Here is a 15,359-nt window from a genome sequence, read left to right as displayed (position 1 = left end):
TGCTTGATACTGTGTGCGCGTTGTTGATCAGCTCAGCGCAACACGCCGGCAGGGGGCGATACCGATAGAGGAGCCTGCCCCGCCGAGGGCTAGCAGAGCCTCTGGGGTAGCGTCCGCCCTCTTCCTCGCCGCTGGCGTAGCCGCGAGCGTACTGTACGTCGCCACCAGCTCCGAGGTGGTAGCGGCGGTACCTTTCGCCGTCATGGCGCTCGCGGCCGTCGCCGCCAGCCTCGCCGCACCGCGCCTGCACCGCGCCACTCCCCACTACCCGTGGTACCTGCTCGGCGCGGCCGGCGCGACGTTCCTGGTCGGGGCGCTGCTGCGGCCCTGGTCGGTCGAGCGGACGGGCTGGCAGGCGCTGCTCGGCGACGCGTTCACGATCCCGGGCTACCTGCTGATGGCCCTGTCGCTGGCCGGGCTCCTGCTGGCCCGCGGCAACCTACAGCGCCACGCGATCATCGACGGGCTGATCGTCTGCGTGGGCGCCGGCCTGGCTGCGACGCTGCTGCTGGCCCTGCCCGCCGCCTCGATCGACGGCCGCCCGCCGGCCGTGTCCATCCTGGCCGGGCTGTACCCGCTCTTCGACGCCGTGCTGATACTGCTGCTGCTCAGCCTCGCCTTCACCACCACCGGCCGCCGCCCGGCCTACGTGTTGCTCCTCAGTGGAATCCTGCTGCTGCTCGCCGGCGACCTCGCGTACGCGGTCATCGGCGCGGCCGGTCACCTCACCGGCGGCCGGATCCTCGACGTACCGTTCGTGCTCTCCTGTACGGCGATCGGCGCGGCGGCGCTGCACCCCTCGGTGGCCCACCTGACCCGCGCCACACCGACGCCCGTACAGACATGGTCGGTGCGGCGGCTGTTGATGATCGTGCCGGCGATGCTCGTGCCGTTCGCGCTCATCCCGCTCGTGGCGCAGCAGGGCGATGCCGAGCGGATCGTGCTGACCATCGGCGGCACGGCGATGATCGCGCTGCTTGTCGCCCGGGCCGTGGCGGCGGTACGGGACTACGCGGCCGCGCAGGTCAAGTCCGAGCACCAGGCCACCCACGACCCGCTGACCGGCCTGCCCAACCGGCTCATGCTGGCCCGCGAGATCAGCCGCCTGCTCTCCACCGTCCCGCCGGCCACGACCTCCTTCCGCGCCGGCGGCGAGCCGGCCGTGTGGGTGCTCTTCCTGGACCTCGACGGCTTCAAGCTGGTCAACGACTCGTGGGGGCACGAGGCCGGTGACCACCTGCTCGTCGAGGTGGCCCGCCGGCTGCGCGACACCGTGCCGGAGCCGGCCATGGTGGCCCGCGTGGGCGGCGACGAGTTCGTGGTCGCCATGGTCGGCAGCCGCCAGGAGACGGTCACGCTGGTCGAGCGGATCATGGAGCAGCTCAGCGCACCGGTACAGGTCAGCAGCGCCGAGGTGGTCATCACCCCGTCGATCGGCGTGGTGGGTACCACCGCCGGCATGGCGCCGGTGCCCGCCGTGGCCGCGGTGACCGCCGAGGCGCTGATGCGCGACGCGGACACGGCGATGTACCGGGCCAAGTCCGACGGTCGCGGCCGGTGGACCGAGTTCGACGCGTCGATGCACGAGCGGGTACGGGAGCGGGTCGAGATCGAGCTCGCGCTGCGGCAGGCCCTCGCGCACGGGCAGCTGCACCTGGCGTACCAGCCGATCGTCGAGCTGGCCAGCGGCAACCTGGTCGGCGCCGAGGCGCTGATCCGGTGGAGCCACCCGCTGCGCGGCGCGATCTCACCGGCCGTCTTCATCCCGATCGCGGAGGACAGCGGGCTTATCGCGGCCATCGGTCGCTGGGTGCTCGACGAAACGCTTCGCCAGGTCGCCGCGTGGCGGGCCGACGAGCTGCTCGGCCCGGACTTCTGGGTATCGGTGAATGTCTCCCCCGCCAGCTGCGCGACGCCACGCTGCCGGCGAAGGTGTCCGAGGCGCTGGAGCGGTGGGACGTGCCGCAGACAAGCGTCGTACTGGAGATCACCGAGTCCGTGATGATCGACGCGTCCACGGTCACCGACCAGGTCCTGTTCGACCTGCGCCGGCTCGGCGTGAAGATGGTCGTGGACGACTTCGGCACCGGCTTCTCCGCGCTCGGCTATCTGCGCCGCCACCCGGTGACGGGCGTGAAGATCGACCGGTCCTTTGTGGACGGTCTGGGCACCGACGCGGAGGACGAGGAGATCGTGCGCGCGGTGGTCGCGATGAGCACCGCGCTCAAGCTCACCGTGGTGGCCGAGGGCGTGGAGACGCCGACACAGCAGGACGTACTGTCCACATTGGGCGTGACGGTGGGACAGGGTCACTTGTGGAGCGCGCCGGTGAGCGCCGAGGAGTTCACCGAGCGGTGGCTGGCCCTCGCGGTGCTGCCGGAGGCCACTCAGGACGCCGCCGGCAGCTCATAGCACCAGTACGCCTGGGTGTCGGCCCGGTGGCTCCGCACGGTGCCGAGCCGGTCCAGCGCGTTGTGGATCGCCTGCGGCAGCTTGTACCGCTCCTCGTTGCGCCGGCAGAAGTCCAGCCCGACGATCCCCGGCCGCTGCGAGGCCACCACCTGGTGCATCGCCTCGACGATCAGCTCGAAGATGCCGCTGCCCCGGTGGTCCGGGTGGATCGCGTTGAAGGGGACGTACCAGATCCGCCGCTCCGCGTAGTGCACCGGCCAGCGGTGCCGGAAGTAGTCGGGCGAGATCAGCGGTACCGCGTCAAGGTCGTTGGTGATCGTGGCGAGCGCCGCGAGGCGCACCTCGTCCGGATGCCGGACGACATACTTGCCGACCCGCTGGTCGGCCATGTGCTCCTCGAACTCGGCCCGGGTCAGCACGTGCCGTTGCACCGCCACAGTGCGCAGCTCTTCGAATGCTTCGGCGTACAGTCGCCACGCTTCGTCGAGCATGGCCTCCGGCAAGACCTCGTGGGTCTCGATCCGCATTCCTGCCCCTCCGTACGACGCAGGTGAGCCCGATCGGGCCCACCCAACATCAAAAATAACGGAGAGATCTTCAGCTTCCGGTCGCGGCGACAGTAAGGACAAAAACGACGAACGCCGCTAACCGGCGCCGAGGCCTGGTTGGTCAGGTCAGGCCGAGGGCGGCGCGCAGGTACGGCAGGTCGGCGGGGCCGTTCCAGCGGTACGCGGAAAGCCCGATCACCCGGGCACCGCGCACGAAGCGGTCGGAGTCGTCGACCAGCAGCACCTGGCTCGGGGTGCGCCGCAGGGCCTGGCAGGCGGCCGCGAAGAACTCTTTGGTGGGCTTGTGGGCGCCGACCTCCGAAGAGTTGACCACCGCGTCGACCTCGCCGATCAGGCCGAGGGCGTCAAGCTCGGCGTCGAGCTGGTCGGTGGCGTTGGTGGCGATCGCGACCGGGATGCCCGCAGCGCGCGCGTCGCGCACGAACTCCAGCATGTCCGGGTCGACGTCGCCGCAGTACTCCTGCCACTCGGCGACCGCCTCCGGCGCCTCCAGCGCCTCGGCCACGCCCGCCATCCACTCTGCGTGGCTAACCACGCCGGTGATCACCGGGAGGAGGCGGGACCAGTCCATCGCCGTCTTTTCCAGCGCGCCGACGGGCAGGTCGTGCGCCGCCTCGACGCGCGCGGGCACCTCGGGGTCCCACCGGCGCAGCACGCCGTCCAGGTCCACCAGGAGGGCGGTTGGTCGGGCGCGCACGCTACGCGGCCTCGTCGTTCGACAGGCGCTGGCTGATCACTTCGGTGACGCCGCTGCGCATGGTTACGCCGTACAGCGCGTCGGCGACCTCCATCGTGCGCTTCTGGTGCGTGATGATGATCAGCTGACTCTTCTCCCGAAGCTGGGCCAGCAGCGTGATCAGCCGGCCGAGGTTGACGTCGTCGAGGGCGGCTTCGACCTCGTCCATGATGTAGAACGGGCTGGGCCGCGCCCGGAAGATGGCCACGAGCATCGCGACCGCGGTGAGCGAGCGCTCGCCACCGGAGAGCAGCGAGAGCCGCTTGATCTTCTTGCCGGGCGGGCGGGCCTCGACCTCGACGCCCGTGGCGAGCATGTCCTCCGGGTCGGTGAGCACCAACCGCCCCTCCCCACCCGGGAAGAGCACCGTGAAGACCTGTTCGAACTCGCGGGCCGTGTCCTGGTACGCGCTGGCGAAGACCTCCAGGATGCGGTCGTCCACGTCCTTGACCACGGTGAGCAGGTCCCGGCGGGTGGCCTTGAGGTCTTCGAGCTGGTCGGAGAGGAACTTGAAGCGCTCCTCCAGCGCCGCGAACTCCTCCAGCGCGAGCGGGTTGACCTTGCCGAGCAGCGTCAGCTCGCGCTCGGCCTTGGCGGCCCGCTTCTCCTGCGTCGGCCGGTGGTACGCGACCGGCTCCGGCGCCGGCTTGTCGTCGGCGAGAGCGGCGTTGACCTCGACCTGGGTCGGCGGTACGGGCTGCTGCGGGCCGTACTCGGCGACAAGCGTCTCGACGTCGAGCCCGAAGTCTTCGGCCGCCTTGATCTCCAGCTGCTCGATGCGCATCCGCTGCTCGGCGCGGGCCACCTCGTCGCGGTGCACCTCGTTGGTGAGCCGGTCCAGGTCGGCGCCGAGGCGCTTGGCGGAACCCCGTACCTCGGACAGCTCGGCCTCGCGCGCGGACCGCGACTGGGCGATCTCGTCACGGGTACGCTCCGCGCCGGCCAGCGAGACCGCGACACGAGCGAGCGCCTCGCGGGCGCCGACCCCGACGGCGCGGGCGATGTTGGCGCCGCGGGCCCGCGCTGCTCGGCGGGCGGCGGCGCGCTCGCGGGCGGCCCGCTCGGCGGCGGCCTGGCGGGCCAGCGAGTCGGCCCGGCCCGCGATCGAGGCGACCCGCTCCTCGGCGGTGCGAACCGCGAGGCGGACCTCCATCTCGTTCTGCCGGGCCTGCGGCACCGCGGCGGCGAGCTGGTCGCGCTCGTCGGTGTCCGGCTCCTCGTCGATCGCGGTGTCCTCGGCCAGCCGCAGCCGCTCCTCCAGGTCGTCGAGGGCGGCCAGGTCGCGCTCGCGGGCCTCCTCGGCCTTGGACCGGGAGGCGGCCAGCCGCTCGGTCTCGGCCTTGGCGGAACGGGCGGCGGCGCCCAGCTCGGCGAGGCGCCGGGCGGCGGCGTTGCGCTGCCCCTCGGCCTCCCGCTTGGCAGCCGCGGCGACCGTGACGGCCTCCTTGCGGACGGCCACCTCGGCGCGGGCCTCGGTGAGCTCCTCGGCGGCGCCGGCCATGACGTCCTCGGCCTCGGCCCGCCGGGCCTTTGCCTCCTCGACCGCCGCCTGTACCTCGATGTAGCTGGGTGCCTTGGCCGAGCCGCCGGCCGCCGCGTACGCCCCGACGACGTCGCCGTCGGGCGTGACCGCACGCAGCTCGGGGTTGGTCGCCACCAGCCGGCTGGCGGCGGCGAGATCCGGCACGAGTACGACATCGCGCAGCGCCCGGTGCACCGCGGGGCGGATCTGCTCCGGGCAGGTGACCACGTCCGGCGCCCACCTCGCGCCGTCGGGCAGGGCCGGGCGGAGCGCGTCCGGCGACCCGATCATGCCGGGGCCGCCGGGGCTGCCCACCAGCAGGCTGGCCCGGCCGGCATCCTGGATCTTGAGCAGCCGCATGGCCTCGGTCGCCTCGTCGACGCCGGCCACGGCCACCGCGTCGGCCAGGCCGCCCAGCGCGGCCGCGAGCGCCGCCTCGTGTCCGGGTGCGACGGTCAGCATGCCGGCGAGGCTGCCCAGCAGGCCGGGCACCTGGTCGGCACGGGCCAGCAGCGCGCCCGCACCGTCCTTGCGGCGCAGGCTCATCGCCAGGGCGTCCTCGCGCGCCTTCCAGGTCGCGGCTTCCTTCTCCGCGGTCCGCTCGGCGTCGGTCAGCGCCCGTACCCGCGCGGTCGCCTCCTCGTGCGCGGCCACCGCCTCGGCGTGCTGGTCGTCGAGGTCCGCGTTGTCCCGATCCGCCTCAGTGGATAGCGCGGCCACAGCGTCCACTTCGGCCTGTGCCTTCTCCGCGCGCAGCTGGGCGTCGGAGTGGGCCGCGGCGAGCCGGGAGATCTCCTCGGCGGCGCTCGTGGTGCGCGCCCGGGCGGCGTTGACCTGCCCGGTCAGCTTGGCCAGCCCTTCCCGGCGGTCGGCGATCGCCTTCGCGGCGGTGCGCAGGGCCCGCTCGGCGTCGGCGAGCTGCCGCTCCAGCTCCTGGCGGCGCTCCACGGCCTCGGCGAGGTGCGCCTGGTCGGCCTTGAGCGCGGCGCGCAGCTGCTCCTCCTGGGCCCGTACCCGCTCCGCCTCGGCGGCCAGCTGCTCCGGGTCGCGGCCGGGGCGCTCGTCGTCCGGAGTGGCGGACAGGTGGCGCAGCCGCTCGCTGGCCAGCTGCTCGGTGGAGCGGAAGCGCTCCTGGAGGGCGGAAAGCTTGTACCAGGTGTCCTGCGCGGCGGCGAGCAGCGGGGCGTCCTCGGCGTGCGCCGCCTCAAGCTCCGCGAGCCGCCGCCCCACCTCGCCGTACTGGTGCTCGACAAGCTCACGCCGCTCGCGCAGCGCGGTCTCGTCGGCGATCTCCTTGTCCAGAGTGGAACGCAATGTGGACAGATCGTCCGCGAGCAGGCGCAGTCGGGCATCGCGCAGGTCGGACTGGATACCGGCCGCGCGCCGGGCCACCTCGGCCTGCTTGCCGAGCGGCTTGAGCTGGCGGCGCAGCTCGGCGGTCAGGTCGGTGAGCCGGTTGAGGTTGGCCTGCATCGCGTCGAGCTTGCGCAGCGCCTTTTCCTTGCGCTTGCGGTGCTTGAGGACGCCGGCCGCCTCCTCGATGAACGCGCGCCGGTCCTCGGGCTTGGCGTGCAGCACCGCGTCGAGCTGGCCCTGCCCCACGATGACGTGCATCTCTCGGCCGATGCCGGAGTCGGAGAGCAGCTCCTGGATGTCGAGCAGGCGGCAGGAGCTGCCATTGATCTCGTACTCACTCTCGCCCGACCGGAACATCCGTCGCGTGATCGACACCTCGGTGTAGTCGATCGGCAACGCGCCATCCGTATTGTCGATGGTGAGCGTGACCTCGGCGCGGCCCAGCGGCGCGCGGCCGGCCGTGCCGGCGAAGATCACGTCCTCCATCTTGCCGCCGCGCAGCGCCTTCGCGCCCTGCTCGCCCAGGACCCAGGCGATCGCATCGACGACGTTGGACTTACCGGAGCCGTTGGGGCCCACCACGCAGGTGATACCCGGCTCCAGTCGCAACGTCGTCGCGGAGGCGAAGGACTTGAAGCCCTTCACGGTCAGGCTCTTTAAATGCACGTCTTTCTATCCGCTCGCAGGTGACATCTCCTTCGCAGGGTAACCCGGCTCGCCCCTGGGCACCCGCCACGCCGCGCTCAGTACCGCGGACAGGGATTCCCGCACGTCGGACGAATGATTCGGCGAAGGCAAAAAGCTGCGCGCCGCCACTTGTTGTGTCGGCGCGCGATGTGTGCGGTGCGATCGAGTTATAGGCGGTGGGCGCCGGCAGCCCCGGCGCCCGGGAGGTCAGGTCAGGGCCGGTTCGGGCAGCCTCAGCAGGTCTCCTGCCTCGGCAGCCGCCGCCGCGAGCCGGTCGTTTTCCGCACGCAGCCTAGTGACCTCGAACTCCAGTGCCTGAACCCTGGCACGCAGTCGGGTGACCTCGTCGAGGAGGCGCCGATCGGGCGCCGCACCAACGTGGCCGTAGAGGGCCTTCGCCATATCGTCTCCTTGTAATGCGCTGCCGGAGTGGCCGGCCAACGCGCGCCCAGCAATTTCGCGACTATCAGCCCACGGGCACGCGCGGGCATGATTGGGCGCGACTGGCGACGATCCCTATACTCCGCCGAGACGACCGCTTCGTCAAGTTAACCGGGCCCACATCACCCTCACCCTGCGAGGATTGGCGCCCATGCCCAGCCCGGCCACCATGATCGATAGCTTCCTTGGCGCCGCCTTAGATCTTCCTTAGAGCGATTGCCCAGGTGGGAGCGCGCCCGTACCGTCCGGCACGGCCCATCTACCGGGAAGGACCCTATGGACGCCGAGGCGCCGTCGAGGCATACCGGCCGACACCGGCCCGCTCGCCGCCTGCCGGGCCCGCTCGCCCTCGCCGTGCTGGTCGGCGCCCTGCTGCTGGCCTTCGGCGCCGCCGCGGCGGTACTCCGTCCCAGCCTGACCGGCGGCGAATCAGGGGCTAATCGGACAGCTTCGGAGCGTACCGACGAAGCGGGCGGAACGGGTAGTTTCGGCGTAGCGGTCTCGGTCACCGCGACCCCCGCCGAGAGCCCGAAGGCGAGCCCCACACCGACCGCCAAGGCCAAGCCCCGCACCTCCACGAGCCCGACGCCGAAGCGCTCGCCGAGCAAGTCGACAACCCGCCCGGCGACCGGCGGCGGCACGAGCCCGGCCCAGTCGGCCGACGAGAACAAGGTCGTCGAGATCACCAACCAGGAGCGGGCGGCCGCCGGGTGCGGTCCGGTCAAGGTCAACACCAAGCTCGCCAGCGCCGCCCGGCTGCACAGCCAGGACCAGGCAGAGCACAACAAGATGTCCCACGACGGCAGCGACGGCAGCTCGCCGTGGGAGCGCTCGGAGCGGGCCGGGTACACGAACGCGATCGGCGAGAACGTGGCCGCCGGCTACCGCACCTCAGCCGCCGTGATGGACGGCTGGATGAACAGCGACGGCCACCGCGCCAACATCCTCAACTGCAACGCGAAGGCGATTGGCGTCGGTCTGGCGTACGCGAGCAACGGCACGCCGTACTGGACACAGATGTTCGGTTCGGTGGTCTGAACTGTCGCGTAGCTGACACGCCAGGATTCGACCTCGGTCGTTGTCCTATGCATGCGCGTTGCGCTCATCACGGACGACTCCTACCCGTACGTCAAGGGTGGCCGGGGCGACTGGTGCCACCGGCTGCTGCACGGCCTCGACCGGCACACGTTCCACCTTGTCGCGCTCGGCCCGGACGAGCGGCGGCGGGAGCCCGCGTACACGCTCCCGCCCAACGCACTCCTCCACCCGCTCGACGACCGCCGGCCCGCGCCGACGGGGCGGCTGGCCCAGCGCCACAGGAGGCGGGCTGCCACCGCGGCCGCGGTACTGCTCTGCCGAGGGCTGCTGACCGACGGCGAGCAGGGCACGGCGATGTTCGCCGAGAGCCTGCGCCTGCTCGCCGACCTGGCTGAGGCTGGCGGTGTCCCGCTACGCGGCGTACCCCTCGCCGACGTGCTGCTGGACGCCTGGCTGGCGGCCCGCTGCGAGCCGGCGCTGCCCCGCCTCTCGGTGCGGGACGCGCGCTGCGCGGCCGACCACCTCGACAGCGCGTTGCGGCCGCTCGCCGTACGCGCACCCACCGCGGACCTCTGCCACGCCATCGCCACCGGGCCGCCGCTGCTTGTCGCGCTCGCGGCGCGGTGGCGCGCCGGGACGCCATTCCTGCTCACCGAGGACCGCCCGCGGGTCGCCGCGGAGGGATCCACCGCGGTCAAGGCGGTGCTGCTGCGCTTCCATCGCGCTCTGCGCCGCCTCGGGTACACGGAGGCCGCGCTCGTCGCCACGGCCAGCCGCTTCCACCAGCTGTGGGAGCTGCGCGACGGCGCCGACCCGGCCAAGGTCGTGGTGGTGCCGGGCGGGGAGGAGCCGGTGCGGTTCGCGCCGCGCCGCGCCTACGACCACCTCTACCAGGACGTGGCGGCATGACCATGGACCGGCTGGTCAAGGTCGACCTGGAGTACGGCGCTCGCCCGCTCGCCGACGTCCTCGACGCGGTGGAGCGGCGGGCAGCCCAGCCGCTCGACGGGATCTTCCTGGATCGGGCACCGGGCGACCAGGCCGGGCTGGGCGGGGTCGCGCTGGCGGTACGGGCTGCCCGGCGGGCCGGGTTCGGGCTGGTGGTGCTCAACCCGGGCGGGCCGGTGGACCAGGCGTACCGGGCGCTCGGCGCACCGATCTGCGTCTTCGACGGGGACTGGGCCGACTACCAGCGCTGGACCGGCGAGGGTGCCGCGCCCGGCGACGGCCACCTCGTGTACGGCGTCCCGGCGGCCCACGCGGAGGCCGCCCGCGAGCTGATGGAATGGCGAGGTGCGGGCTTCGGCGTGGTAGCCGAAACCCGCACCTGGTAAGCATTTCGTCAGTGGACGGAGACGAGCTCCCGCTCGGGCTGCTCCGCGTGCTTGGCCGGCGGGCTCTTGCGCAGGAAGCGCGGTGCCCACCAGTTCGCGTCGCCCAGCAGTGTCATCACCGAGGGCAGCACGACCGCGCGGATGATTGTCGCGTCGAGCAGGATCGCCGCCGCCAGGCCGATGCCGAGCTGCTTCATGTCGATCGTGCTCAGCGTGGCGAAGATGGAGAAGACCGCCACCATCACGATCGCCGCGCTGCTGACCGTGCCGGCCGAGCTTGTGATGCCGTACGACACAGCGTCCCGGTTGGACACTCCACGTTGGACCGCCTCGCGGATCCGGCTGACCACGAAGACGTGGTAGTCCATGGACAGTCCGAAGAGGACGACGAAGAGGAAGAGCGGTAGCCAGGTCACGATCGACCCCATCGACGTGAAGCCCAGCAGCCCTTCCGCCCAGGTGCCCTGGAAGACGAGCACCAGCAGGCCGTACGCGGCGCCGACCGAGAGCAGGTTGAGCAGGATCGAGGTCAGCGCGACCACCACCGAGCGGAACGTCAGCACCATCACCACGAACGTGAGGATGAGTACGAACGCCATCACCAGCGGTAGCTTCTGCCGGATATGCGCGGCGTAGTCGACGCTGCCGGCCACGTCACCGCCGACCGCGTAGTCCACGTTGGACAGCCCCGCCATCGTCTCAGGCACGTACACCTCGCGGAGCTTGTCCAGCGACTGCCGCGCCTCGTCGGTGCGGGTGTGGTACGGCGTCGCCACTTGCAGCAGCGTCACCGTGCCGTCGGCGGACTGGTCGATCTTCGGCCCGTCCGCCTCGACCGGGGCGAAGAGCGGGTCACCACCGGCCTTCTCCGCGAGCGTGGTCAGCGCCGCCTTCACCTGCTGCGCCTCGGCCGCCGGCGCCTCGACGGCCAGGTAGTGCGCCGTGCCGGTGCTCGGGAACGCGGCGGTCAGCCGGTCGTACGCCTGCATGGCCGGCGTGGTGCGGGGCAGGTCCTCCATGCCCGGGAACTTCATCTTCATACCCGCCGCGGGCACCGCCAGCGCCAGGAGCGCACCGACCGAGATGACCAGGGCGAGCAGCGGGTGGCGCAGCGCCGGGCGGAGCAGGGCCGGCCAGAAGCGGGGCGCACCCTGGCGGCGGGCCGAAAGGCGCCACAGCAGCGGTACGCGCGGGCGGTCGACCCAGCGGCCGAGCTTGGCCAGCATTGCCGGCAGCACGGTCAGCGAGCCGATCACCGAGACCGCGACCACCAGGATCGAGCCGACGGCCAGCGAGGAGAACACCACGTCAGTGGCGAGGAAGAGCCCGGCCATGGCAATCATCACGGCGATGCCGGACACCACCACGGCGTGCCCGGACGTCTCCGCCGCGATCTCCACCGCGTCGATGTGGCTCCGCCCCTTGGCCCGCTCCTCCCGCTCGCGGCGGATGTAGAAGAGCGAGTAGTCGACGCCGACCGCGAGGCCGATCAGCAGGATCACGCTGTTTGTCGTGTCCGTCGCCGGCAGCAGGTGGGAGGCCAGTGTGGACAGACCCATCGCCGCGAACACCGAAGACATGGCCAGCAGCACCGGCACACCGGCCGCGATGAGCGCACCGAACGCGACAATCAGGATGGCCAGCGTGACCGGCAGGCTCAGCAGCTCGGCCCGCTTGAAGTCCGAGCCCAGCGTGTCGTCGAGCGCCTTGCCGATGGAGGGCCCGCCGACCTGCTCGATCCGCAGTTGCGGGTGCGCCTGCTGGAGCGCCGAGGTCGTGTCCTCCAACGGCTTGAGCCGGTCCGAGGCGGTGTCCGGGTCACCGGTCATGGTGACCCCGATCAGCAGCGCGGAGCCGTCCCGCGCGGCCACCGGCGGGTCCACCTTCGCCACGCCCTCGGTAGCCTTCATCCGGGTGACCGCGTCGGCCGCCGCCGCATCCGCCGCCGCCCGGTCCAACTGTCCACTTGAGGCGGTGATGAGGACGTTCTCCACCGCCGGGTCGTCGAAGTCACCGTGAATCTCAATCACGGACGCACGACCGGCCTCGCCGATCGCCTGGTCCTCGTCGGTCGCCTCGCTGAGGCCGGCCGCGTTGCCGCCTACGAAGCACACCGCCACGAACACCACCCACAGCGCGATCGCGCGCCACGGATGCTCCGCGCTCCATCGCGCGACCCGCACGGTCATCGGTCGCTTGCCCATCGTGGGCTCCCCCTCCGCCACAGTCCTGGTCACAGCACATGACGCTAGGGAGCGCAGCGCGACGCTACATCCGGGAGCGACCCGCCCCGCCCCGGAAGTAACGCCTCGGGAATACCCCGACCAAAGACCTTCGGCATCGGGGCCACAACCCTCCCTCAGGACTAATCTGCCCCCGTCCGCGTCACCTGCGGACCGCATGCTCCCGCGGGCACCGTTCCGGCCGGCGGCTCGCTGGCGCTCCCCGAACCCCCGGCCTCCACTGCCAGGCCCGCGGTCCAAGCCCAACCCACACGGCCTCCGCCGGTGTCGAGCTGGGTTGGTTTCGTCCCGGTCGGCGGCGACCGGCGAGGGCGCACGTCGCCGCCGCTGGCGGCAGCCGGCTTGGGGTGTGGAACGCGGAGGGTGAGGCCGCGGGAGCAGCGGTCCGGACCACAACGGGCATCGCGGTAGCCCGGATCTGCCTCTTGGAAATGGTCCCTACGAGGTCACCCTGATCGGGGTGCGGGGCGGGGCTGGCATCGGGGGCACGAGTAGGACGAGCGGTTCATGAACGGCTCGCGCCGGATCGGGGTGCCGCAGCGGTTGCAGGGCTCGCCCTCCCGGCCGTACACGTTGAGGGAGCGGTCGAAGTACCCGCTCTCGCCGTTCACGTTGACGTAGAGCGCGTCGAAGCTCGTGCCGCCGGCGACCAGCGCCTCGGACAGCACCTCGCGGATGTGCCCGAGCAGCCGCGCGGCGGCCGGCTTGGTGAGCGCGTCGGTCGGGCGGACGCCGTGCAGTTTGGACCGCCACAGCGCCTCGTCCGCGTAGATGTTGCCCACGCCGGAGATCAGGTTTTGGTCGAGCAGCGCCCGCTTCACCTCGGTGTGCTTGCGGCGCAGCTTGGTCGCGAAGTCCGCGTCCGAGAAGAGTGGGTCCATCGGGTCCCGAGCGATGTGCGCGATCTCGGCGGGAAGCTCGGCGCCGCCCGGCGAGACGGACAGGCCGCCGAACGTGCGCTGGTCGACGAAGCGCAGCTCCGGGCCGTCGTCATCGAAGCGAAACCGGATCCGCAGGTGGGTCTCGTCCGGCGCGTCGCCGGGCTGGAAGAGCAGCTGGCCGGACATGCCGAGGTGGCCGATGATCGCGTCGCCCGAGTCCAGCGGCAGCCACAGGTACTTGCCGCGCCGGCACACGTCGAGCACCGTGTGCCCGGCCAGCACCGCGGCGAAGTGGTCGGCGCCGGGCATGTGCCGGCGGATGGCCCGCGGGTGTCGCACCTCCACCGACGCGATCCGCCGCCCGGTCACCCACTTGGCCAGGCCCTGGCGGACCGTCTCGACCTCAGGAAGCTCCGGCATGGTCCCCTCCCGCCGGCTGTTCACCGGCTGTCTCGCCGAACTTGGTCGACAGCGTGCGGTACGCCGCCTCCGCCGCCCGCTGCTCGGCCTCCTTCTTGCTCCGCCCCTCGGCCCCGCCGTACCTGTCGCCAGCCACCACAACCCACGCCGTGAACGTCTTCGCGTGGTCCGGCCCGGCCTCGTCGATCCGGTACTCCGGCACGCCCAGCCCCAGTGAGGCGGTCAGCTCCTGGAGGCTCGTCTTCCAGTCCAGCCCCGCGCCCGGCCGGCCGACTCGGCCATCAGCGGGTCGAAGAGCCGGTGGATCACCTCGGAGGCGATGTCCAGCCCGTACTGGAGGTAGATCGCGCCGAGCAGCGCCTCCAGCGTATCCGCGAGAATGCTCGCCTTGTCCCGTCCGCCGGTGGTCTCCTCACCCTTGCCGAGCAGCAGGTACGCCCCCAGCCCGCTCGGCCCCAGCCCGCGCGCCACGTCGGCCAGCGCCCGCATGTTGACCACGCTGGCGCGCAGCTTGGCGAGCTGCCCCTCGGGTAGGTCCGGGTGGTTGTGGAAGAGCGCGGTAGTGATCACCACCCCGAGCACGGAGTCGCCGAGGAACTCCAGCCGCTCGTTGGTGGGCAGGCCCCGTTCTCGTACGCGTACGAGCGGTGGGTGAGGGCCCGTTCCAGCAGCTCCGCGTCGAGGACGACGCCGAAGGCCGCCTCCAGGTGGACGGCCGGCGGCCGTTTGCGCTTATCCATGACTCACCCCTAGCAGCGTGGCGATCTCGGTGGCCGCGGCGCGGCGATGCAGATGTGCGGCGAGAGCGATGCCCGAGGCGACGTCCGCCCCGGTCGCGGCGCCATGGCAGACGATGACGACGCCCCGACCCCGACGAGCGCCGCTGCCCGCGGCGGCGTCTCGACCTGGTCCCGGCGGCATCGGATGTACGTGCCTTCGATGCCCTTGAGCAGCACGTTTCCGGTGAACCCGTCGGCGACGATCACGTCGGCGCGCTCACCCAGCGACACTTCATAGCCCTCGACGAGCCCGACGTAGCGGGCCTCGGACGGGAGGGGTTGCGCCGCGATCACCGGGTCGGCGGCACGCCGCGCCCGGTCCCCTTGCCCGGCTCGGTGCCGATCGACAGCAGGCCGACCCGGGGATGCTCCACGTTGTTGACGGTGGCCGCGTACGCGGCGCCCAGCGCGGCGTGGCGGGCCAGCGTGCCCGGGCGCGCCTCGACCGAGGCACCCACGTCGAGCAGCACCACGGGACCGGCCTCGGCCGGGAGGGTGACGACGAGCGCGGGGCGGCGTACCCCCGTCCAGCGGCCCAGCCCGAGCACGGCGGCGGTGACTGTCGCGCCGCTGGCCCCGGCCGAGACAAGCGCGTCGGCACCGCCCTCCGCGACGGCCGCGACCGCCGCGCGCACGGTGGTGTCGGGGCGCTTGGCGCTGGTGGGCGCGTCGGCCATGCCGACGACGGCCCGCACCGGGCGCACCGCGACGCGGGTGCGGTCCTCAGGTGGGAGCGCACCAAGCACCTCGTCGGCCACTTCAGGTGGGCCGACGAGCAACAGGTGGAGGTCGGGATCGGCGCTGCATGCCCGCAGAGCGCCGTCAACCACGACGGCGGGTGCCCCGTCCCCGCCGAGGAGGTCAACGGCGATCCGCGCGATGCCCGGTTTTACGCCAACGCCGGCCGGGCGATGCCGGCCGGCGGCTGGAACCGGAGCTTC

Annotated in this window: 9 protein-coding genes and 3 pseudogenes; 4 read left to right on the top strand and 8 right to left on the bottom strand. The window is 72.1% G+C overall.

Translation table 11 applies throughout. The features are described from left to right. The first annotated feature begins 202 nt into the window (after positions 1-202). A pseudogene (locus Pflav_RS40490) lies at positions 203-2,412 on the top strand (putative bifunctional diguanylate cyclase/phosphodiesterase). On the opposite strand, the gene Pflav_RS40480 reads toward Pflav_RS40490, so the two are convergent. From Pflav_RS40480 to Pflav_RS40465, 4 genes are all read right to left on the bottom strand, one after another. Further along, positions 2,388-2,939 (bottom strand): hypothetical protein, encoded by a 552-nt coding sequence (locus Pflav_RS40480; RefSeq protein ID WP_173041804.1) that lies wholly within the window; start codon positions 2,937-2,939, stop codon positions 2,388-2,390. The pseudogene Pflav_RS40490 and the gene Pflav_RS40480 overlap by 25 nt on opposite strands. A 142-nt stretch (positions 2,940-3,081) precedes the next feature. Next, positions 3,082-3,678: an HAD-IA family hydrolase gene (locus Pflav_RS40475; protein WP_173041803.1), complete on the bottom strand. Its 597-nt coding sequence runs from the start codon at positions 3,676-3,678 to the stop codon at positions 3,082-3,084. A gap of 1 nt (position 3,679) precedes the next feature. Next, positions 3,680-7,261: a chromosome segregation protein SMC gene (smc, locus tag Pflav_RS40470; protein WP_173041802.1), complete on the bottom strand. Its 3,582-nt coding sequence runs from the start codon at positions 7,259-7,261 to the stop codon at positions 3,680-3,682. Positions 7,262-7,489: 228 nt separating this feature from the next. Then, positions 7,490-7,684 carry a hypothetical protein gene (locus Pflav_RS40465; protein ID WP_173041801.1) on the bottom strand — a complete coding sequence of 65 codons (195 nt, stop codon included), beginning with the start codon at positions 7,682-7,684 and terminating at the stop codon, positions 7,490-7,492. 315 nt (positions 7,685-7,999) lie between these two features. Between Pflav_RS40465 and Pflav_RS40460 the strand changes: the two genes are divergently transcribed. From Pflav_RS40460 to Pflav_RS40450, 3 genes are read left to right on the top strand one after another with little or no spacing between them, the layout of a single operon-like run. After that, a complete protein-coding gene (locus tag Pflav_RS40460) occupies positions 8,000-8,761 on the top strand; it encodes a CAP domain-containing protein (protein ID WP_173041800.1) in 762 nt (253 codons plus the stop codon). A 51-nt stretch (positions 8,762-8,812) separates the two neighbouring features. Further along, positions 8,813-9,670 (top strand): DUF3492 domain-containing protein, encoded by an 858-nt coding sequence (locus Pflav_RS40455; RefSeq protein ID WP_173041799.1) that lies wholly within the window; start codon positions 8,813-8,815, stop codon positions 9,668-9,670. Continuing rightward, positions 9,667-10,095 (top strand): spherulation-specific family 4 protein, encoded by a 429-nt coding sequence (locus tag Pflav_RS40450; protein WP_173041798.1) that lies wholly within the window; start codon positions 9,667-9,669, stop codon positions 10,093-10,095. Before Pflav_RS40455 ends, Pflav_RS40450 begins: the two co-directional genes overlap by 4 nt. An 8-nt stretch (positions 10,096-10,103) precedes the next feature. Here Pflav_RS40450 and Pflav_RS40445 read toward each other — a convergent pair whose 3' ends face one another. The 4 genes and pseudogenes from Pflav_RS40445 to Pflav_RS40430 form a co-directional block, all read right to left on the bottom strand. Continuing rightward, on the bottom strand, positions 10,104-12,299 hold the full coding sequence (locus tag Pflav_RS40445) for an MMPL family transporter (RefSeq protein ID WP_173042918.1): 2,196 nt from the start codon (positions 12,297-12,299) through the stop codon (positions 10,104-10,106). A 485-nt stretch (positions 12,300-12,784) separates the two neighbouring features. Further along, positions 12,785-13,639, bottom strand: a complete 855-nt coding sequence (gene mutM / locus Pflav_RS40440) for a bifunctional DNA-formamidopyrimidine glycosylase/DNA-(apurinic or apyrimidinic site) lyase (RefSeq protein ID WP_173041797.1) — start codon at positions 13,637-13,639, stop codon at positions 12,785-12,787. Continuing rightward, positions 13,623-14,379: pseudogene (gene rnc, locus Pflav_RS40435) on the bottom strand (ribonuclease III). The gene mutM and the pseudogene rnc overlap by 17 nt, the downstream one beginning before the upstream one ends. After that, positions 14,372-15,299 (bottom strand): annotated as a pseudogene (locus Pflav_RS40430) (phosphate acyltransferase PlsX). Before Pflav_RS40430 ends, rnc begins: the two co-directional pseudogenes overlap by 8 nt. Between the last annotated feature and the right edge of the window lie 60 nt (positions 15,300-15,359).

Source organism: Phytohabitans flavus (genome assembly GCF_011764545.1).
GTDB lineage: Bacteria > Actinomycetota > Actinomycetes > Mycobacteriales > Micromonosporaceae > Phytohabitans > Phytohabitans flavus.
Note: the sequence above shows the minus strand (reverse complement) of the source record. Positions and strands in the feature narration are given on the sequence as shown.

Bases quoted from the DNA above. Each gene is read 5' to 3' on its own strand.
- Pflav_RS40480 (WP_173041804.1), bottom strand. From the start codon at position 2,939: ATGCGGATCGAGACCCACGAGGTCTTGCCGGAGGCCATGCTCGACGAA.
- Pflav_RS40465 (WP_173041801.1), bottom strand. From the start codon at position 7,684: ATGGCGAAGGCCCTCTACGGCCACGTTGGTGCGGCGCCCGATCGGCGC.
- Pflav_RS40460 (WP_173041800.1), top strand. From the start codon at position 8,000: ATGGACGCCGAGGCGCCGTCGAGGCATACCGGCCGACACCGGCCCGCT.
- Pflav_RS40455 (WP_173041799.1), top strand. From the start codon at position 8,813: ATGCGCGTTGCGCTCATCACGGACGACTCCTACCCGTACGTCAAGGGT.
- Pflav_RS40450 (WP_173041798.1), top strand. From the start codon at position 9,667: ATGACCATGGACCGGCTGGTCAAGGTCGACCTGGAGTACGGCGCTCGC.
- Pflav_RS40445 (WP_173042918.1), bottom strand. From the start codon at position 12,299: ATGGGCAAGCGACCGATGACCGTGCGGGTCGCGCGATGGAGCGCGGAG.
- mutM (WP_173041797.1), bottom strand. From the start codon at position 13,639: ATGCCGGAGCTTCCTGAGGTCGAGACGGTCCGCCAGGGCCTGGCCAAG.